Origin of the sequence: Rhodococcus sp. IEGM 1372 (genome assembly GCF_030056835.1) — a bacterium.
Taxonomy (GTDB): domain Bacteria; phylum Actinomycetota; class Actinomycetes; order Mycobacteriales; family Mycobacteriaceae; genus Rhodococcoides.
The window spans coordinates 80440-100584 of record NZ_JASHKS010000009.1; the positions used below are offsets into that span (position 1 = coordinate 80440).

General features: G+C 65.9%; 20 protein-coding genes and 1 pseudogene. 8 read left to right on the plus strand and 13 right to left on the minus strand.

Going from position 1 to position 20145, the window contains the following annotated elements:
• Positions 1-34: 34 nt before the first annotated feature.
• Positions 35-448 (minus strand): DUF6992 family protein, encoded by a 414-nt coding sequence (locus tag QM590_RS11155; protein ID WP_269594908.1) that lies wholly within the window; start codon positions 446-448, stop codon positions 35-37.
• A gap of 107 nt (positions 449-555) precedes the next feature.
• Between QM590_RS11155 and QM590_RS11160 the strand changes: the two genes are divergently transcribed.
• Together QM590_RS11160 and QM590_RS11165 are read left to right on the plus strand one after the other, a co-directional pair.
• Positions 556-888 (plus strand): hypothetical protein, encoded by a 333-nt coding sequence (locus QM590_RS11160; RefSeq protein WP_269594907.1) that lies wholly within the window; start codon positions 556-558, stop codon positions 886-888.
• Positions 849-1328: an MTB12 C-terminal domain-containing protein gene (locus QM590_RS11165; RefSeq protein WP_269594906.1), complete on the plus strand. Its 480-nt coding sequence runs from the start codon at positions 849-851 to the stop codon at positions 1326-1328. The genes QM590_RS11160 and QM590_RS11165 overlap by 40 nt, the downstream gene beginning before the upstream one ends.
• On the opposite strand, the gene QM590_RS11170 is transcribed toward QM590_RS11165, so the two are convergent.
• Positions 1329-1895, minus strand: a complete 567-nt coding sequence (locus QM590_RS11170) for a peptide deformylase (protein ID WP_269594905.1) — start codon at positions 1893-1895, stop codon at positions 1329-1331. It abuts the gene before it with no gap.
• Positions 1896-1917: 22 nt separating this feature from the next.
• Between QM590_RS11170 and QM590_RS11175 the strand changes: the two are divergent.
• The 3 genes and pseudogenes from QM590_RS11175 to QM590_RS11185 all read left to right on the plus strand — a co-directional run.
• Positions 1918-2046: pseudogene (locus QM590_RS11175) on the plus strand (DUF2256 domain-containing protein); the annotation flags it as partial.
• Positions 2047-2061: 15 nt separating this feature from the next.
• A complete protein-coding gene (locus QM590_RS11180; protein WP_255183390.1) occupies positions 2062-2313 on the plus strand; it encodes a DUF3253 domain-containing protein in 252 nt (83 codons plus the stop codon).
• A 45-nt stretch (positions 2314-2358) separates the two neighbouring features.
• Positions 2359-4224, plus strand: a complete 1866-nt coding sequence (locus QM590_RS11185; RefSeq protein WP_269594904.1) for a DUF222 domain-containing protein — start codon at positions 2359-2361, stop codon at positions 4222-4224.
• A 7-nt stretch (positions 4225-4231) separates the two neighbouring features.
• On the opposite strand, the gene QM590_RS11190 is transcribed toward QM590_RS11185, so the two are convergent.
• Positions 4232-5728 carry an acyl-CoA synthetase gene (locus QM590_RS11190; RefSeq protein WP_269594903.1) on the minus strand — a complete coding sequence of 499 codons (1497 nt, stop codon included), beginning with the start codon at positions 5726-5728 and terminating at the stop codon, positions 4232-4234.
• Positions 5729-5817: 89 nt separating this feature from the next.
• Between QM590_RS11190 and QM590_RS11195 the strand changes: the two genes are divergently transcribed.
• Positions 5818-6357: a DUF2231 domain-containing protein gene (locus tag QM590_RS11195; protein WP_094670739.1), complete on the plus strand. Its 540-nt coding sequence runs from the start codon at positions 5818-5820 to the stop codon at positions 6355-6357.
• A 1-nt stretch (position 6358) separates the two neighbouring features.
• On the opposite strand, the gene QM590_RS11200 is transcribed toward QM590_RS11195, so the two are convergent.
• Positions 6359-6808, minus strand: coding sequence for a hypothetical protein (locus QM590_RS11200; RefSeq protein WP_269594902.1), 450 nt, complete (start codon positions 6806-6808; stop codon positions 6359-6361).
• A 173-nt stretch (positions 6809-6981) separates the two neighbouring features.
• On the opposite strand from QM590_RS11200, the gene QM590_RS11205 reads away from it, so the two are divergent.
• Complete coding sequence (locus QM590_RS11205) at positions 6982-9279, plus strand: ATP-binding cassette domain-containing protein (RefSeq protein WP_269594901.1); 2298 nt, start codon at positions 6982-6984, stop codon at positions 9277-9279.
• 74 nt (positions 9280-9353) lie between these two features.
• Positions 9354-10280, plus strand: a complete 927-nt coding sequence (locus tag QM590_RS11210) for an ABC transporter substrate-binding protein (protein ID WP_269594900.1) — start codon at positions 9354-9356, stop codon at positions 10278-10280.
• A gap of 386 nt (positions 10281-10666) precedes the next feature.
• Here the strand turns inward: QM590_RS11210 and QM590_RS11215 are convergent, their stop codons facing one another.
• From QM590_RS11215 to QM590_RS11255, 9 genes are read right to left on the minus strand one after another with little or no spacing between them, the layout of a single operon-like run.
• On the minus strand, positions 10667-11857 hold the full coding sequence (locus tag QM590_RS11215; RefSeq protein WP_269594899.1) for a CaiB/BaiF CoA transferase family protein: 1191 nt from the start codon (positions 11855-11857) through the stop codon (positions 10667-10669).
• Positions 11854-13320, minus strand: a complete 1467-nt coding sequence (locus QM590_RS11220; protein ID WP_269594898.1) for a dihydroorotase — start codon at positions 13318-13320, stop codon at positions 11854-11856. The genes QM590_RS11215 and QM590_RS11220 overlap by 4 nt, the downstream gene beginning before the upstream one ends.
• A gap of 20 nt (positions 13321-13340) precedes the next feature.
• Positions 13341-14714 carry an FAD-dependent oxidoreductase gene (locus tag QM590_RS11225; protein WP_269594897.1) on the minus strand — a complete coding sequence of 458 codons (1374 nt, stop codon included), beginning with the start codon at positions 14712-14714 and terminating at the stop codon, positions 13341-13343.
• A complete protein-coding gene (locus tag QM590_RS11230; RefSeq protein WP_269594896.1) occupies positions 14711-15343 on the minus strand; it encodes a hydantoin racemase in 633 nt (210 codons plus the stop codon). The genes QM590_RS11225 and QM590_RS11230 overlap by 4 nt, the downstream gene beginning before the upstream one ends.
• A 13-nt stretch (positions 15344-15356) precedes the next feature.
• Entirely contained in the window at positions 15357-16061 is a 705-nt protein-coding gene (locus QM590_RS11235; protein WP_068047080.1) for an ABC transporter ATP-binding protein, read from the minus strand.
• On the minus strand, positions 16058-16780 hold the full coding sequence (locus tag QM590_RS11240; RefSeq protein ID WP_269594895.1) for an ABC transporter ATP-binding protein: 723 nt from the start codon (positions 16778-16780) through the stop codon (positions 16058-16060). Before QM590_RS11240 ends, QM590_RS11235 begins: the two co-directional genes overlap by 4 nt.
• Entirely contained in the window at positions 16777-17820 is a 1044-nt protein-coding gene (locus QM590_RS11245; protein WP_068047081.1) for a branched-chain amino acid ABC transporter permease, read from the minus strand. The genes QM590_RS11240 and QM590_RS11245 overlap by 4 nt, the downstream gene beginning before the upstream one ends.
• Positions 17817-18806 carry a branched-chain amino acid ABC transporter permease gene (locus QM590_RS11250; RefSeq protein ID WP_094670731.1) on the minus strand — a complete coding sequence of 330 codons (990 nt, stop codon included), beginning with the start codon at positions 18804-18806 and terminating at the stop codon, positions 17817-17819. The genes QM590_RS11245 and QM590_RS11250 overlap by 4 nt, the downstream gene beginning before the upstream one ends.
• Positions 18803-20023 (minus strand): ABC transporter substrate-binding protein, encoded by a 1221-nt coding sequence (locus QM590_RS11255; protein ID WP_269594894.1) that lies wholly within the window; start codon positions 20021-20023, stop codon positions 18803-18805. The genes QM590_RS11250 and QM590_RS11255 overlap by 4 nt, the downstream gene beginning before the upstream one ends.
• Positions 20024-20145: the final 122 nt, after the last annotated feature.

The window sequence follows — 20145 nt, forward strand, 5'->3', positions numbered from 1 at the left end:
CAAAACACCTACGGAGAGAATGACACTCGTGTGATTAGCCGGCAATCATGCGGGCGTGAGTCGTGTCCAGCGCGAGCAGCGCAGCGCCCTGCACGACGACGGCAGTGCCGTGACCCACGGCCTGGTCAGCAGTGATCCGGCGTCCGAACCGAGGCTTCCTGACGGCGATGTGCGCACCGGTCGCGATGTAGAGAACGTCGAGACCGGCATTGATCCACAGCAGCCGGCTCAAACTCGCGGCCGTCGGGGGCTTCGAGCTCAGCGCGCCTGCACCCGCGATCGCCAGATCGATCGCGCCCCACCCCGCCGTCTGCAACCCGAACGCCCGCCGGGCAGGCGAGGACCCGCGCAACGCCAACATCGTTCCGGTGAGCACACTCCCACCGCCCCACACCGCGAGGCGACGGCCGAGCTGCTGGGCAACGATGGGCGCTTCGAGTGCTGTCATGCACTCCAGTGTGCCGCCTCGGGGGAGATGCCGGTTCGTAACGCGCGGTCGGTTGCAGCCGATTCCATGAGCACTGAGCATTCGCGCTCGAAACGAACGGAGCCACCATGCTGAAGAAGGTCCTCGCCGGAGTCGCGCTGGCGATCGGCGGCGCAGTGCTCGTCGCGCCGACAGCGTCCGCAGCACCCGACGACAACCCGTTCGGACCCAAGGACTCGACCGCGAACTTCGTGAGCGCCTTCGACCCTGCGGCATACGGTGCAGGGAGCGCCAAATCGTTGATCGTCAGCCCGTTCGGCACGAGCCAGCAGATCGACTGCTCGTCGTTCCACGGCCAGAGCTGGTGCACCCAGAGCGGGCGAGTCCTCACTCAGATTCGAATCCCGGCCGGATCGTCGGAATGGGACTACCGGACGCTCTACGTCTACAAGCCGTTCTGATGATCGCCGGCCGCGTCCTGTGCGGACTGGCTCTCATCTCCCTCACCGGTTGCGCTGCAACGCAACCCGAGCCGACCATCGACGCGGCGGTGAATGTTGCGCCGTCGTCGTTCCCGGCACCTCCTCCCTCCGTCGCACCCTCCGCCATCCCGACCCCGGACGAGGCGACCGCCATCTTCCGCACCGTCTTCGACTGGACCGCCGAGCGGTCCGACCGCTCCGACGCGCTCGAGGGATCTGCCGAGGACAACGCTGCGGTCTTCGACAGCGGTGGGATCATGTCCGAGGCGTCAATCGACCACATCGACGTCGTCGCACCCGGCCGGGTCGAGGCGAGCGGAACGTCCGTCGGGCGAGTGTCGTCGATCGGCTTCGTTGTCTCCGAGGGCCGTTGGAAGCTGGAACGCTCGACAGCGTGCGCTGTCACCGGGGTCTGTTAGTCACCACCCGAACGGGTCAGAGTCGGATCCGGGCAGCCAACTGTTGCCGGGTCCGACCCACCCTCGGGCCTTGATCATTTCCTTCGCTGCGCGCTGATTGCGGCCTATCAGACGGTCGAGGTACAGGTGACCGGCCAGATGGTCGGACTCGTGCTGCAGACACCGCGCCAGGTAGCCGTGGCCCTCGACGGATACGGGGTTGTTCTCCACATCGACACCGGTCACGCGGGCCCAGTCCGCACGGCCGGTCGGGTACCGCTCCCCCGGGGCCGACAGACACCCCTCACCGTCCTCGGGGTCCGGCATCGTCTCCGGGATCGCCGACGTCTCGAGCACTGGATTGAACGCGTGCCCGCGATGACGGACTCCGCCGTCGTGGAGGTCGTAGACGAAAACCGCACGCGGATCACCGACCTGGTTGGCGGCAAGACCGGCACCGTGCGCCGCAGTGTTGGTCTCGAACAGGTCCTCCACGAACGCGGCCAACTCTGCGTCGAACTCGGTGACGGGAGCGGCACAGGTCGTCAAACGTGGGTCGCCGGCAACGAGGATGGGTCGAATCGCCATGCGAGAAGGTTACTGTCGAAGCATGGCTCATTCCCGTCGCTCCCCCACGGCTCACCCCGCGGACAAGGTCTGCGCATCGTGCGGACGGCGAATCGAATGGCGCAAGAAGTGGGAGAAGAACTGGGATGACATCAAGTACTGCAGCGACGCATGCCGGCGGCACAAGGTGAGCACCACCGACAAGGAACTCGAAGACAAGATCCGTTCCCTGCTCGACGCCCGATCCCGCGACTCCACCATCTGCCCTTCCGACGTCGCACGTGCACTGTCCGACGACAATTGGCGGGAGTTGATGGAACCGGTTCGGCGCGCCGCCCGCCGGATGGTCGACGCGGGAGAAGTCGAGATCACCCAGAAAGGATCAGTCGTCGATCCGTCGACCGCGAAGGGGCCCATCCGCATCCGATGGACGCGCTGACCTGCGACACAGAAGTTGTCGGTGGGTGGGTATAGCTTTCGTGGTGTGAAGGCATGGGGGGATGTGTTCGGGCTCGGTGACCAGGATTTGGTCTCCGAGCTCGCTGGCGTGTCCTCCCTCGAAAACGAGCTCGCTGCAACGCGATTGACGCTGCTGGCGGAGATGGACCGCCGCGGTCTTGCGATGAAACTCGGCTACTCGTCGGTGACCCGGTGGTACGCGCGATCGGTGCGCATCACCGACGGGTCCGCGGCCCGTCAGATGGAGCTGGGGCAGTGGCTCACCGACCGGCCCAGCGTGTTGGGTGCCCTCGCAGGTGGTGACATCCACGCCGCGCACGCCTCGGCGATCGCCGACGGTTACGCCACCGTGGTGGTCGCCGACCCCACCCTCGACGAACGACGCCGCGACGCTGTCGTCGCCGAACTGCTCGAAACCGCCATGCGCAGCACCGCCGGGCAGGTCGCCTCCCGCGCGCAGGCACTGGCGCATTCCGCGGCCGAGGACGCCAGAGCCCGCCACGAGCAGGCAGAGAAGCAACGACAAGAACAGGAGCGGGAACAGGAGCGGGAGCAAGAGCGGGACCGTGCGAGCCGAGCTGACGCGTGTGACGCAGCTGGCTCGGGCGAGCCCGAACCTGCTCGGCCGGAACCTGTTCCAGCTGGACCGCCGCCGATACCGGTGTCGGAGAACCCGGAGTTGAACCGTTTCGATGTTCACCCGCTTGCCAGTGGCCGCTTCCAGATGGGTGGCAACGTCGACCGGCTCCTGGCCGAGAAGCTGCTCACCGCGCTGTCGGCGTTGACCGCGCCGCAGCCCGGCCCCGGTGGTGAACGCGATCTACGTGGGCCGTCGAAGCGGCGGGCCGATGCACTCGATCGGATCCTCGACCGGCACCTGAGCGGTGGTGGCCGCGGATCGGCGGGCGGGTTGCGGGCATCGGTGCACTTGATCGTCCCGCTGCGTAACCTGCTCGCCGACCGCGGACACACGCAACCGAACAGCGCAACAACGGGTTCGACGGCATCCGGTACCGGCGGCAACTCACGGGCCCGCGATACCGACACGGGTCCCGATCGTGGTGCTGGCGGCAGTCACGCCGGCGAGAGCAATGCTGGTGCCGGCGGCAGTTCACGAGCCCGCGATACCGACGTCGGTCCCGATCGTGGCAACGGTCGTCGCGTCAGCGGGAGCGGCGCGGGTGCCGGCGACGACTCACGGACCGGCGATACCGACACGCCTCCCGTGGCTGGCACTGACGGCGGGCACGACGTCGGGAGCGGTGCTGGTGCCGGCGACGACTCACGGACCGGCGATGCCGACACGCCTCCCGTTGCTCGCGCTGGCAGCGGGCACCACGTGAGTGAGAGTGCCGGTGCCGGTTCACGGACCGGTGATTCCCGCGGCGATCGTGTCGGTCCCAGCGCTGGTGCCGGTGACCATCGCGGGCAGAGGTCTGCACCTGAGCCCGGTGATGCCGACTGGCCGTTCCACTTCGACTGGACCGGGCCGATGAGCCGCGCCTTCGCCGAACTTCTCACCTGCGATGCCGACCTCACCCCGGTCATCGTCGACCACCACGGCGTCCCGCTCGCCCTCGGCCGCAGCACCAGACTTGCCAGCGACGACCAACGCATCGCCCTGACCATCCGCGACCGATGCTGCGTGATGTGCGGCCGCCCCGCACAGTGGTGCCAAGCCCACCACGTGAAGTTCTGGGAACACGGCGGCCGCACCGACCTGAACAACCTCGCGCTGGTCTGCGGGGAATGCCACCGCCTCGTCCACCACGGCGACTGGCAACTGCTCATGGGCGACGACGGCCACCCCTACGCCATCCCACCCGAATCCATCGACGCCACACGACAACCCATCCCCAGCTACCACCGCCGAAAACGTCGCGCAGCCTGACAACAGGTCAGCTGCGCAGCTCACGCTTGAGCAATTTTCCGCTCTGATTGCGCGGCAGTTCGTCGACGAAGGTGACGGTCTTGGGCACCTTGAACGGCGCTATCCGACCCTTCACGTGGTCGATCAACACCTCAGACGACAGCTCACTTCCGTCCTTGAGCACGACGACGGCCGTCACCGCCTCGATCCACTTGTCGTCGGGCATCCCGATCACCGCGACCTCGGCGACCGCCGGATGGGTGTAGATCGCATCCTCCACCTCGCGTGACGCGACGAGGATGCCGCCGGTGTTGATGACATCCTTGATCCGGTCGACCACGGTGATGAACCCCTCGGCGTCGCGTGTCACCAAATCACCGGAATGAAACCACCCATCCGAGAACGCATCTGCCGTCGCCTCCGGCTTGTCCCAGTAGCCGTCGCACAGCTGAGGAGAACGGTAGAGAATCTCACCGGGCTCGCCGTCCGGCACATCATTGCCGTCGGCATCGACGACGCGGGTCTCGACGAAGAACACCGCACGTCCACACGACGCCGGCCGCGCCTCGTGCTCCTCGGGCTGCAATACCGTTGCCAATGGCCCGATCTCGGACTGCCCGAAGCAGTTGTAGAACTCGATGTCCGGGTACCGCTCACGCAGCCGAGTGAGCACGGTGACAGGCATGATGGACGACCCGTAGTGCGCCTTCTTCAGCGACGAGAGATCGCGCGTCGCCAGATCGGGGTGATTGGCGAGCGGAACCCACACCGTCGGCGCCAGGAACAAAGACTTGATCTTCTCCGCTTCGATGCGGCGCAGGATCTCCGGAACGTCGGGCCTGCGCATCAAGCGGACCGTGGCACCCACCGACAGGTACGGCAGCATGAAGACGTGCATCCCCGCCGAGTGGTACATCGGCATCACCAGCAGCGGGTCGTCGTCCTGGGTGAACCCGAGCGCGATGACGCACGAGACGTACTCGGCGACCAGTGCGCCGTGAGACATCATCGCGCCCTTGGGTTTCGACGTCGTCCCGGAGGTGTAGAGCAACTGAGCGAGGTCGGTCGCATCGGCGACTGGTTCGAGTTCGGAGCCGTCGCCGTCCGTTCCCAGCACATCGGGAAGGGCGACCACGTGCTCGATGCTCAGCTTGCCGCGAACCGAATCGAGCGTGCCCGCCAACTCCGGGTCGACCAACACCGCCCGAGAACCCGATTGCTGCAACAGGTACTGCAATTCGTCGCCCACGAGCGCGTAGTTGATCGGGACGTGCACCAATCCGGCTCGCGCACAAGCAAGGAACGCGACGACGTACGCGTCGGAGTTGACGCCGTACGCCGCCACTCGGTCACCCTTGTTCAATCCCAACGCGATCAGTCGTCGAGCGGCGCGAGTGACCGCGGTATCGAGTTCTGAATAGGTATAACTGCGTCCCTCGAATGTCACCGCAAGACGGTCCGGGAATTTCGCGGCAGACCGTCGAAGGACGCCGTCGACGGTGTTCACTCGTGTTCCGCTGCTCATCACCCGACGTTATAGGACGTCCAAGCATCTCGTGCCGTGTTTGGCTGCCCTCAGGGTTCGATCGATGCCATTGGGGCATGCGGCAAGGCATGACAGCGAAACAAGCCCTCGACAGCCTCGAATCTGCCTCGTTCCTCGACGGAGCGAGCAACGCGATCAACAGTGTCCTGAAACCCGCACTGGACGACACCGCCGTCGGCGCAGGTCTACGCGGCCGGTGGATCGGTCACCCCATCCACCCGGCTCTCGTCAACGTCACCATCGGAAGCTGGACGAGCGCCGTCGTCCTCGATCTGCTGAACCACCAGTCCAGGGCGAGCAAGCTGGTCATCTCCCTCGGGCTTGTGTCCGCGCCGGCAGCCATCGCCACCGGATGGGCCGATTGGTCGACGATGAACACCCGTCAGCGACGCGTCGGGATGATCCACGCGGCGTCCAACGCGACCGGCGTCTTCCTCTTCCTCGGCTCCTACTTGCGGCGCCGCAAGCAGACCGATGGCATCGCCAAGGCCCTGGCCGCTGCCGGTCTGGCAACAGCCAGCGTCGGCGGTCTCATCGGAGGCCACCTCGCCTACAGCTCGACCGAGCAGGAACCAGCTCCGGCAGGCAAGCACAGCATTCGCCGATAGATCAGCAGTTGTTCGGCTCCCCGATCTTCACCGCGGACAGCAGAGCATCACCCTCACCGACGAGCACCCCTGCTTGCGGATCCTGCGCCACAACAATCCAGTTCGAGTCGTTGACCTGCATCCGGCTCGCACCGGACGCGTCGACGCTCCGGGAGTAGAAGATCCCCGCCGCCTGGATCGCGTTCTGGGCGGACTGCAAGTTCATGCACACGACCGAAGGCATGGCGGCGAGGACGGGCTCTGCCGTGGGCGGCTCGGACGCGGTGGTGTCCGGGACAACGATCCTGTCGACCGGCGTCGGTGCGGGCGTGGTCGCCTCGACGGTCACGGTCACGGTCACGGTCCGAACTTCGGGCTCGGCGGAGTCCGTGGATCCGCAGCCCGCGAGGACGAGCGCAGGAAGGGCAAGCGCGAGGACCGAGTGCACGCGGGAACGACTACTGCTCGTCATGAAAACCCTTCGACCGACCGATGGCCTGGCGCAACCGGTACCCATGAGAGATCGCCAGACCGGTAAGTCTGTTACTTCCCGTCCATCGGTGGCGTTTCCGTACACCGTACGGTAAGCTGCGTCGGCCCCGGGCGAACCAGCGTCGGGGGCGGCGAAAGGCGACCGAAGCGCACATGACCCAGGCCCAGCCGACGACACCGACTCAGCCATCCATCGACGAACTGTCCACCATCCTCGTTCGCGGAGCACGCGAGAACAATCTCCGCGACGTAAACCTCGACCTGCCCAAACGCTCGCTCGTCGTCTTCGCGGGCGTCTCAGGGTCGGGGAAGTCATCACTCGTCTTCGACACCATCGCTGCCGAAGCTCAACGGCAGATCAACTCGACGTTCACCGCGTTCGCGCAGACGTTCCTTCCGTCCTACGGCCGTCCCGACGCCGATCTCATCGCCAACCTGTCGGCCGTCGTGATCGTCGACCAGAAGCGTCTGTTCGGCGGCCCGCGGTCGACGGTCGGCACCATCACCGACATCGGCGACTGGCTGCGCATGCTCTGGTCCCGCGGCGTCACCCCGACGATCGGCTTCGCGAACGCGTTCTCGTTCAACGACCCGGCCGGCATGTGCCTCGAGTGCGAGGGGCTCGGCGAGGCGAAGGTCGTGGACCTCGGCGAACTGGTGGACGAGTCGAAGTCCTTGCGCGAGGGGCCGTTCAAGCATCCGGACTTCGAGGTCGGCAAATGGCCGTATCGGGTGTTCGCCGACTCGGGCCTGTTCGATCTCGACGTCCCGATCGAGCAGTACTCCGCCCGCGAGCGCCACATGTTCTTCGACGCGAAACCCGGCGAGTTCGAGGTACTGAACCCCGATGCCGTCATGAAGAGCTACGAGGGGATCGTGTCCCGGTTCCGGCGCAGCTACCTGGCCAAGGACGCCGACGCCCTGAAGGGCAAGGCCAAGCTCGCGTTCGAACGCATCGTCACGCGCGGCGTCTGTGAATCCTGCGGCGGCTCCCGATACAACGAGACCATCCGCGGCGCGACCCTCGAGGGCCTGTCGCTGCCCGACGCGTTCGCGATGCAGGTGTCCGAGCTCGCCGACCGCATCGACGGGTGGAAGATCGACGGCCTGGGCACCGTCACCGCCGAAATCGTCACGCAGCTGCGAAGACTCGTCGATCTCGGTCTCGGCTATCTGAGCCTGGACCGCGCGACGTCGTCGCTGTCGGGCGGTGAATCCCAGCGCATCAAGATGGTCCGGCACCTGGGAGCGACCCTCAACGACATGCTCTACGTCTTCGACGAACCGACCACAGGCCTGCACCCCCGCGACGTCCACCGCCTCGACGACATGTTGCTCGCGCTGCGCGACAAGGGCAACACCGTCCTCGTCGTCGAGCACGACCCCGAGGTCATGGCCATCGCCGACCGCATCGTCGAGATCGGCCCCGGCGCGGGAAAGGCCGGCGGCACGGTCGTGTTCGAGGGAACCTACGACGAGCTGCGCGACGCCGACACCAGGACCGGTGCCGCGCTGCGGCGCGAGGATGTCGAATTGCACACTCCCCGAAACCCTTCGGGCTGGCTGAGCATCACCGGAGCCAGCACCCACAATCTGCGCGACGTCAGCGTCGACATTCCGCTCGGAGTCCTGACCGCCGTCACCGGCGTCGCCGGTTCCGGCAAGTCGAGTCTCATCCACGGGCACCTCCGTGAGGCCGCACCGGACGCCGTCATCATCGACCAGGCACCCATCCGCGGATCGCGGCGCTCCTCCCCCGCGACGTACACCGGTCTGCTCGATCCGATCCGCGCGTACTTCGCCAAGAAGACCGGCCAGCCGCCGTCGCTGTTCTCCCCCAACTCCGACGGCGCGTGCCCCGACTGCCAGGGCAGCGGTGTCATCTTCACCGATCTCGGGTTCACCGACCCGGTGACGAGCACCTGCGAGACGTGCCAGGGCAGGCGATTTCGGTCGGGCGCGATCCGGCATACCGTCGAGGGCATCAGCATCGCCGATATCTTCGAGATGTCCGTCGAGGACGCTCAGGACTTCTTCGAGGTCAAGAAGATCCGCGACATCCTCCGCCGGTGCCGGGACGTCGGGCTCGGCTACCTCTCGCTCGGCCAGAACCTGTCCTCGCTCTCCGGCGGCGAACGCCAACGGCTCAAGCTCGCCACCGAACTGGTCGGGTCGTCACCGGTGCTGGTCCTCGACGAGCCGACGACCGGTCTGCATCCGTCGGACGTGTCGAACCTGATCGCGTTGCTGTCCGGGATGGTCGACGAGGGCAGGTCTGTGATCGTCATCGAACACAACCTCGACGTCATCGCCGCCGCGGACTGGGTCATCGACCTCGGCCCCGACGGCGGGCACAACGGCGGTCTGATCACCTTCACCGGGACCGTCGACGAGTTGGTGGTCTCGAACACCCACACCGGCACGTACCTGGCACGGAGCCTGGGCCGGTGACCACCACCCGATAGTGTTGGCGCTCCAGGGGCATCGGACACACAGGAGTGGCAGTGCAGCGTCGATCGGCACGAATGATCTCAGCAGGGTTCGCGGTCGTCGCGCTGGTCGCGACCGGCTGCGGCAGCACGACGGCCGACTCCCCGCCGGCGACCACCTCGGCCACGGCGTCGAGCGGGGAGTTCCCGAGGACGATCGCGTCGGGCACGGACGGCGGGACCGTCACCATCGACGCGATGCCTCGTTCGATCGTCTCGCTGAGCCCGACGGCGACGGAGACCCTGTACGCCGTCGGGGCCGGCGAGCAGGTGGCGGCCGTCGACGATCAGTCGGACTATCCCGCCGACGCACCGAAGACCGGGCTGTCGGCGTTCACGCCGAGCCTCGAGGCGATCGTCGCGTACGACCCCGATCTGGTGATCACCTCCACCGACCTCGGCCTGGTGACGTCCACTCTGGCCGAGGCCGGTATCCCGACGCTGCTCGTCCCGGCCGCAACGAGCCTCGACGACGCGTACTCGCAGATCGAGCTCGTCGCGGACGCGACCGGGCACGACGCCGAAGGCGACGCGGTGGTCACAGAGATGCGCGACCGAATCGATGCGGCCGTGGCGAGCGTCCCCGCGCGCGACGAGCCCCTGACGTACTTCCACGAACTCGACGACACCCTGTACACGGTGTCGAGCGCGAGCTTCGTCGGCCAGATCTACGGTCTGTTCGGCCTGACGAGCATCGCCGACGGCTCCGGCGCAGGCGACTACCCCCAGCTGTCCGCCGAATCGGTGATCACCGCGGATCCCGATGTCGTGTTCCTCGCCGACGCCCAATGCTGCGGCGTCACAGCCGAATCGGTTGCAGCCCGACCGGGGTGGGGATCGATGACCGCCGTCCGAGACGGCAGGATCTTCCCGATGGACGAGGACCTGTCGAGTCGGTGGGGTCCCCGCATCGCGGACCAGGTGGAAGCCGTCGCCGCAGTGGTGCAGCAGATTCCGGCGTGAACCCAGCGACGATCGGGTAACGCGTCAGCCAGCCACGGCCGCCTTCCGCTGCACTGCAGCAGATTCCGGCGTGAGCCCGGCGACGATGGGGTAAGGCGCTAATCGGCCAAGTCCGCCGTCCGATGTGGTGAGACAGGTTCCGGCGCGCACGCGGCGACGATGGGGTATCGAGTCAGCCGGCCACGGCGGCCTTCCGATGTGGTGAGGCAGGTTCCGGCGTGAACCCGGCGACGATGGGGTAACGCGTCAGCCGGCCACGGCGGCCTTCCGTCGTCGTGCAACAGATTTCAGTGTGTCCCGAGGACCGGCCCGATGGCGCGTCCATCGGCAACGGTCCCCTTCGGCAGTGCTGCCGAAGGGGACCGTTGCCGGGCACTGGCCGTGCTCTACACGACGCTGTCGCGCCGCATGGCCTCGATTTCGTCGGCGCTGCAGCCTATTTCGGTGAGCACCTCGTCGGTGTCGGCCCCGTGCTTGCGGCCGGTGTACCTGATGCGGCCGGGGCTGCCACCCATTCGCCACATGACGTTCTGCATCCGGACGGGACCGAGGTCGTCGTCCTCGACGGACGTCACCATCTCGATGGCGTTGACCTGTGGATCGGACAACAGATCGCTCGGCTTGTAGACGGGAGCGACTGCGGCCCCTGCCTTCTCGAACTCGTCGATCACCACGTCCTTCGTCCGTTCGCCGATCCAGCCGCCGACGTACTCGTCCAACAGGTCCGCGTGGGCGGCGCGCTGACGCCCGGTGGCGAACCACGGTTCGTCGAGCACTTCGGGGTGACCCACCAGCACGAGCACGCGTTCGGCTATCGAATTGGCGCTCGTGGAGATGGCCAACCAATGCCCGTCTGCGGTCTTGTACAGGTTGCGGGGCGCGTTGTTGCTGGACCGGTTCCCGGTTCGCTCCTGATCGATCCCCAGCTGGTCGGCGTAGATGACGCCCGGCCCGACCGCGGCCATGATCGGGCTCAACAGATCCAGATCGATCTGCTGGCCGATGCCGCCGTTGTTGGTGCGGTGCAGCAGAGCCATCGACACCGCCGACGAGCCCGCGATCCCAGCGAGGGAATCGGCCAATCCGAACGCCGGAAGTGTCGGCGGCCCGTCGGCTTCACCGGTCAGGTGCGCGAACCCGCTCATCGATTCGACGAGCGTGCCGAAGGCGGGCCTGGTGGCGTACGGTCCGGTCTGACCGAAGCCGGTGACACGCAACAGGATCAGACCCGGGTTGAGCTCGGAGAGCACGTCGTATCCCAGCCCCCAGCGTTCGAGGGTCCCGGGCCGGAAGTTCTCGACCACCACGTCGGCCTCCGCGGCGAGGCGGCGAAAGAGCGCTCCGCCCTGCGCGCTTCCGAGGTCGAGGGTCATCGTCCGCTTGTTGCGACCGATCATCGTCCACCACAGTGGGTGACCGTCCTTGTCAAGACCGTGCCCGCGCATCCCGTCGGGCTTGGTGGGGTGCTCGATCTTGATGACCTCTGCCCCGAAGTCGCCCAGGATCTGCGCGACGAGGGGCCCGGCGAGGATCGTCGAGATGTCGAGAACCTTGATGCCCTCCAGTGGGCCCGTCACAGGTACGGACGGTGCAGGTAGCGGCCTGCGGGAGCACCGGCGACGGCACCGTCGGCGAGTACCCGCTGACCACGGACGAACGTGTCGGTCACCTTGGCACCGAGCTCGAATCCCTCGAACGGCGTGTACTCCTGAGCCGACTCGGAATCCTCCGGGCGCACGGTCCAGGTGTGATCGGGGTCGATGAGGGCGATGTCTGCGTCCATGCCGACTGCGATGTCTCCCTTGCCCGGCAGCCCGTAACGGCGGGCCGGGTTCAGTGACGTGAGCTCGGCGATACGACGCCAGCTCAGGCCGCGCTTGCGTCCTTCGCTGACGAGACCGGGCAGCAGGTATTCCGCACCACCGAAGCCGGACTTCGCGGCGAAGATGTCGTCCCGGTCCTCGGCGAACTTCTTCTCGTCCTTGCAGCAGGCGTGATCACTGACGACCCAGTCGATGTCACCGGCGAGCAGGTGCTCCCACAGTGCTTCGACGTCGTCGCGCGGGCGCAGCGGCGGGTTGACCTTGCCGCCGAGTCCGTAGGCGGTGTCGATGTCGGCCAGCAGGTGCCCGATGGTGACCTCGCGGCGGAAGTTGACGTGCGGGAACGCCTTTGCCATCCGCATCGCCGCGGTCAACGCCTTGCGCGAGGACAGGTGCAGCAGGTTGATGTTGGGCAGCTGCGTCTCGTCGGCGAGGAACGACGCGATGGTGACGGCGAGGCCCTCGGAGTGCGGCGGCCGCGACGCACTGTAGGCCGCGAGGCCCTCGAGAGTGCCTTCCTCTTCGACGATCTTGGTGTACGCGCTCATGATCTCCGCGGTCTCGCAGTGCAGCGACAGCGAGATGTGATCGGCCTTGTCGCCCATCTGCTCTCGGGCAGCCTGGATGCCGCGCATGACGAACTCGAAGTGCGCCAGGTCGTATCGCTCTCCCTCGGGTGTCATGAGGAATTCGCTCTGATCGGTGGACCGGCCGTGCAGCCCGTGGCTGCCGTAGAACATGAAGATCTTGAACGACGTGACGCCGTGATCTGCGATGAGCGCGGGGATTTCGTCGATGTGTTCCTTCGACATCGGCGCGAGGTGGTACGCGTAGTCGACGTAGGGGCGTCCCTCGGTGGCCTCGAGGACCTTGGGGAACACATCCGCGTACGAACCACCGGTGTTCATGTAGTACTGCCCGGTCCGCATGTAGGACAGCGACGTGGTGACGCCGCCCTGGACACACGCCCGCGACTCGGTCTCGGCGTCGTCACCGAGGGAGTTGTAGATGCCCCAGTGCTGGTGTGCGTCGACGACACCCGGGAACGCGACCTTGCCGGCCGCGTCGATGACGGTATCCGCTGCCGAGGCATCGATATTCGCTTCGATGCGAGTGAACTTGCCGTCTTCGATCAGCAGGTCCAGAAACTCGCCCTCGTCGGGGGCGTCGGATCCTGGTCGAACTACGCGCGCATTGGTGATCAACAGCGTTGACATGGTGGTCCTTTCGAATTTTTTCACAAGAGTTGGGTTGTTCGAAGCGAACTTGCCGCGAGGTATGCGAGTCCGAGCGCCGGGAGCAGTCCGTTCCCCGCGAGATACCCGGCAGCACCGTGGCCGGAGATGCCCATTGCGGCACCGCCCGAGGCGAACAGACCGGTGATGGCGGAACCGTCGGTGCGGAGAACACGTGCGTTCTCGTCGACGACGAGCCCGCCCTGGGTGTGGAACAACGCGGGCACGATCTTGATGGCTGCGTACGGTCCGGTGAGCGAATGCTCGAAAGAGCTGCGGCCGAAAGGATCCGACGCCTCTCCCCGTGCATACCTTTCCACAGCGGCCAGCTCCTCCGCCACTGCCGCAGGTGGGAGCCCGGTTGCGGCAGCAAGGCCGTCCGCATCGTCGGCCCACACCGCGGCACCCGAGTCGACGGTCTGCTGGAAGTCCTTGAACGACAGGCACTTGTCGTAGATCTCGCGGTCGATGACGACCCAGCCCTCCGAGCCCGGCCTGGCGGCCAGAATGGCTGCGTACTCGGAGTACCCGGTCGTCTCGTCACCGAACCGGTGCCCGGATGCGTCGAGCACGACGCCGCCGTGCATCACCGTCGCCCATCCGACGAGCGTCGTTGCCTGCTTCGAGAGTGCCGCGTGTCCCTGGTACGCATCCAGATACGCCGAATCGGCACCGAGACGGCGCCCGATGGTCAGCGCGTCACCGACGGAGTGCTCACTTCCGTGATAGCGCGCCGCGGATATCTCCGGCACGTGCTCCCCAACCAACTCTGCGTTGGCACCGTAGCCGTTGGTGGCCAACAGGACTGCGCGCGTCGGAACTCGGTCGACGCTGCCGTCGGGCATCGTGATCGTCACGCCGTCGACGGCCCCGTCGGAATCGACGGACACATCGGTCAGCCGGGCGGGCATCAGCATGTCGATGCGCGGCTCGGCGGCGACCGCTCGCGCGAGGTGCTCGAGCATCCCACTGCCGTGACGGCCTTCGACCGTGTGACAACGCAACTGCGAATGGCCGGGGTATGCGAAATCGGTGACGAGCGTGAGGGGCAGCTGCACGTGATCGGCGAGCCATTCCACCAGCGGCGCACTGACATCGGCGAGGGTGGACGCCAGCCGCAGATCGGCAGTGCCCTTCGTTTTGCGCAGGACGTCGTCCAGGAACTGTTGCGGCGAATCATCGATTCCGGCCGCACGCTGCCACCGTGAGCCGGCACCGGGGATCATGGCCGTGGACATCGCCGTGTTGTTGCCCCGCTTGAAGTGCGCACTGGCCTCGACGACCAGCACGTCGAGCCCCAGCTCGGCTGCACGCAGAGCAGCGACGAGGCCACCGCCCGCGCCTGCCACCACCAGGTCGGGTCCGTCTTCGCTCACGCGGAGACCTGCAGCTCGGAACGCAGACCCAGCAGCCGCAACGCCGTGCCGGTCGGGGCCACCACCTGCGGTGACGTCGGTGGATCGACGAGATCGACTGCAGAGCAAGCATTGATGGCGATGGTGCAGCGGAGCTTGCCCGCGTGTTCGGAGACCGCTCTCCCCCAGGTGCCGGTGTCTGCGATGTCGTGCACACCGAGCCCGAGTACTTCGGTGGCCTCGGCGACGATCCCGTAGAACCCGAGTCGGCGGTCCAGTTCCGCAGCGATCGCGTCGTTTCTCGCCAGTGCACCGATCCGGTGCCCCCGGGAGGCATAGAACGAGGCCGTCAGCCGGGTGAGGCCGTAGAGCGGCCGAACGAACGAATCCGCTTCCTCGGCGCAGGGGTCGAGCACGCAGTCGGGCAGAAACCCGTCGGCGTGCGTGTCCAGCACGGAACGAAAGGCCTGTGACAGCACCTGTTCCGACCGTCTGACGTCGAGTTCGGTATCCAGTGCGCTCGGCGCGTCGGGCCCGATATTGCGGAGCTCGACGGTGATCCCCGCGGGCGAAAGGTGGTCGTACCGATCCTGCCGGCGCTGCAGTTCTGCCGCGTGGACGTCGATCGGGGTGAAAGCCAAGAGATGCATGTGAGGTGAACTCCTAAATACCGAGGTAGGCAGCTTTGACCCGCTCGTCGTGTGCCAGTTCGGGCCCGGTGCCGGTCAGCACGATGGACCCGCTCTCGATGACGTAGGCCCGATCGGAGATCGCGAGTGCCTGCGCGGCGTTCTGTTCGACGATCAGTACGGTCACACCCGAGTCGCGGATACGCACGATCGCCTCGAGCACTTGAGCTGCCAGCTTGGGAGCGAGCCCGACGGACGGTTCGTCGAGTGTCAGTACTCGCGGCTTGGACATCATGGCGCGGCCGATCGCGAGCATCTGCTGTTGACCGCCGGACATGGTGTCGGCCCGCTGCTCTCGTCGTTCGGCGAGAATGGGGAACAGGGCGTAGACCTGGTCGAGGGATTCCTTCACGCCGCTGCGCTTCTGGGTGTACGCGCCCATCTCGAGGTTGTCGGCCACGGTGAGGCTGCCGAACAACGCCCGATCCTGGGCGACGTGCACCAGCCCGGCTCGCACGATCCGGTCCGCCCGCATCCCGTGAATCGCGTTGCCATCCAGCATGATTCTGCCACCGGACGTGGACACCATGCCGGAGAGCGCACGCAGCGTGGTCGTTTTCCCCGCGCCGTTCGCGCCGATCAGGGAGACGATCTCGTGCCGATCGACCGAGAGGTTCACCCCGTGCAGGATCTCCAGACGGCGGTATCCAGCGTGCAGGTTGTCGATTTCGAGCATCATGCTGTCTTCTCCTCACCGAGGTATGCCTCGACGACGCGGTCGTCGGCAACCACCGTGCGCGGGTCGCCCGAGGTGAGCACCGCCCCCTCGTGCATGACCACCAGGCGTTCGGACAGGGCCATCACCGCAGCCATGATGTGTTCGACGAAGAGCACCGTCTGGCCCTGCTGATGCACCGTGCGCAGCAGTTCGATCATCGGTGCCCGCTCTGCCGGGACGAGCCCGGCGAGAACCTCGTCGAGGAGCACGACGCGTGGCTCCATGGCCAGGGCGCGAGCGAGTTCGAGTCTCTTCAATCCTGCCGTCGACATGGTCGAGACCTTGCCGCCGACCTGATCGGACAGTTGCACGCGGTCGAGGACGTCGAGGGCGTGCCGCCGGGCGTCTTTGCGCGACTTGCGCTTCGACAGTGCGGCGATGGTGACGTTCTCGAGCACCGACATCGACTCGAAGGGGCGCATGAGCTGGAACGTACGTACCAGCCCGGCGCGCGCGATCTTGCTCGCCGGCCATCCGGTGATGTCCGTACCGTCGAAGATCACTCGGCCTGCTGTCGGGGGCTGCTCACCCGACAGCAGGGAGAACAGGGTCGTCTTGCCTGCCCCGTTGGGGCCGATGATGCCGAGGAATTCGTGCTCGGGCACGTCGAGGCTGACCTCGCGGACCGCGTGGATTCCCGAGAAGGATTTGCTCAGGTTCTCGATGGTCAACAAGCTCATCGGTTCCACCTCTCACGGATCGTGCCGAAGATTCCTTTGGGCAGGAAGATCACGATCGCGATCAGAATCACCGAGTACGCGGCGACGTCCAATCCGATTGTTCCCTGCAGGAATTCGAGGAAGGCGGGTGGGTTTCTGAGCAGTTCGTTGATCAACTCCGACAGCGGCCCGATCACGGCGGCACCGATGACCGGGCCCCAGATCGTTCCGATGCCGCCGATGACGGCCGGCACGATCGCTTCGACGGAGACCGCCGAACCGAAGGCCTGCTCGGGACCGACGAAGAAGTAGTACTGCGTGTAGTAGACCCCGGCTACGGCGGTCAGCGCACAACTCGCCGCCACGGCGATCAACCGATACTTCATCGTGTCGATACCGAGCGAGGCTGCAGCGGTCTCGTCGTCGCGGGTGGCCTGGACGAACTGCCCTGCCCGGGAACGGGTGTAGAAGATGGTGCCGAGAACCGCGAGCGTCAGAATGACCAGCGGAATCCAGACGTAATTGGGGCTGCCCTTCTCGAACTGCAGCATCCACCACGAATCACGCGGCAGGATGGGCACATTGAAGCCCTCGGTCTTGTTGAACACCTCGAGGTTCTGCACGAGCAGCAGAAACATCTGTGCGAAGGCGAATGTCGCCAGTGCGAAATACGACCCGGCGAGTCGGTAGCGCAGGCACAGGTAGGCGATGAGTGTGCCCACCGTGGCCGAGAGGACTGCCGCGACCACCATCGAGATCCACGGGGAAATTCCGTGCTCGACCAGAAGATACGCACCGGAGTACGCACCGATTCCGAAGAACGCGGCGTGGCCGAAACTGAACATGCCGCCGAACCCGCTCATGATGTTCCACGCCACGGCCATCACGGCGAAGATGAGCGTGCGCACGGCAACCGTCTGGGCCTGCTCGCCGAGGAGCAGCGGCAATGCCGCCACGACGACGAATCCGATGACCAGCGTGATCAATTGGCGGCGTAGCCACGTGTCCTTCAACCGCGGATCGTGCTGCACCGGTGTGGGTGCGCTTCTTGTCGTAGTCATCGGCGCGCTCCGTACAATCCTTCGGGCTTGAGAAACAGAACGAGAACGAACACCGCGAATACCAGGATCAGCGAACCTGTTCCGGGGAGATACAGGGCGCCGACGGTCTGCACGAGTCCGATGACGAGGCCACCGACCATGGCTCCGACGACACTTCCGAGTCCGCCGAGAACCACGATGACGAACGCCAGGATGGTGAATTGTTCTCCGACCGACGGCGTCAGGCTGGTGAACGGTGTCATCAACCCGCCTGCGACCGCGACGCAGGCTGCGCCGATACCGAAGGTGAGCGCGTAGACCCGACCGATGTCGACGCCGACGAGCTTGGCTCCCTCGGAGTTGGATGCGACTGCGCGGATGGACAATCCGAGCGGCGTCCGCTTCAGTACCGCGGTGAGCGCGACGGCGACCAACGCAGCCCCGATGAACGCGATCACTCGCGGCCACGACGCGACTGCACCGAGCACGTCGAGGGAACCGTCGATCGGAGCCTGCACCGATTGCGGTCGCCCACCGAAGATCATCAGCAGCACGTTGATGATCAGCAGCGACAGGCCGAGGGTGACCAGGAGCGGGCCGTCGTGACTGCCGCTGATGGTCAGTTTCGTCAACAGTGTTGCTTGGACGACCATGCCGAACAGGAACATCACCGGAACGGCGACCAGTGTTGCAACGTAGACCGGCAGCCCGGCGGTGGACAACGCGTAGACGATGTACATCGCCATCGTCAGCATCGCGCCCTGGGCGAAGTTCACGATTCCGAGGACACCGAAGATGAGCGTCAGGCCGACGGAGATCAGTGCGTACACACCGCCGAGAAGGAGTCCGGAGACGACCGACTGCGTGACCAGGCCCTGGTCTTTTCCACCGACGAGGTAGATCACCGCCATGATGACGACGATCGCTGCTGCGACCGGGATACCGGGGTTGAGCCCCGCGAGACCTTTGTTCCCCGCTTTCTCTGCGGTCGAGGTAGCGGCCGTCACTGGCCGGCTCCCGCGGGGAACTGGATTGCGTCCGTTGCGAACTCCTCGGGGAAGACCTGAGCGACTGCACCGTCGCGAACCTGCATGACGATGACGGTGGCGTTCTTGTTCTGGCCGGTCTCGTCGAACTCGATCGGTCCGTTGAACGCGAGAAGCGGATCCTCGATCGAGACGCCGGAGATGGCGTCGCGCAGATCCTCGGGATCACTCGACGCACCGTCGTTCAGTCCGGCCGCGATGACCTCGACTGCCTGGTAGGACAGCATTGCTGCGGTCTCCATCGGGCGTCCGTATTCGGCCTCGAACCGCGAGCGGATGTCGGTGACGCGGTCGCTGGTGGCGTCGAAGTGGTAGTTGGCGCTCAACACGCCCTCCCCTGCCGCACCTGCGTCATTGGGGAACGAGCTGTCGTCGAACGCGCCGTTGGCAATTCCGTAGACGCCCTTGACGTTCAGGTTCAGCTGCTCGACCGCACGTGCGATCAGCAGCCCGTCCGGGTAGTAGCCGGTGGCGACGATGACGTCGGGGTTGGACACTGCAGCCTCACGCACCTGAGTGGTGGCGTCGGAGAAATTCGTTGCCGGGTAGGTGATTTCCTGCACCGACGAGATTCCTTGGTTCGCGGCCTCGGCCTCGAATGCGTTGAAGACGCTGTCTCCGAAGGATCCCTCGATGTGCAGGTAGGAGACGCGGTCGATCGGCTGACCGGTCTGCTCCTCGATCGCGGCGAGCGCCTTGGCACCGTCGGTTCCCATGCTGGACGCATTCGGCTGCATACGGAAGGAGTACTGGTAACCCTGGTCGAGGATCTTGTCGTCCACCGCCACATCGATCACGAGCGGAACCCGCGATCGCTCGGCAACCGAGGCGACGTTCTGTGTGACGTCGCTCTGGTACGTGCCGATGAGCGACACCGCGCCGTCGTCGATCAGCCGCTGCGCCTCACTCTGTCCGACCTCTGCTTTGCCCTGACTGTCGCCCGACACCAACTCCAACTGCCGACCGTCCATGGACGAAATACCGCCTGCTGCATTGATATCGGCCACGGCGAGGGCAGCACCGTCGTTCATCAGCCCGCCCACTCCCGCCAGAGCTCCGGTGGTGGGATGAACCGATCCGATCTTGATGGGGCCGGAGTCGTCCGAGCCGGTGGAGGAGCCACATGCTGCCGCACCCACGACTGCAACGGCTGTCAGCACGCCTACGAGCTTCTTCATTGTTGAGTCTGCCTTCCGCGCCCATCGGCGCCGAGTCGAACCACTGGGCGGAACCTACCGTTCCGCTGAGCGCACCATCAGATTGATGATTGATCTCGCTGAAGTCGAGTATGGCACGCATC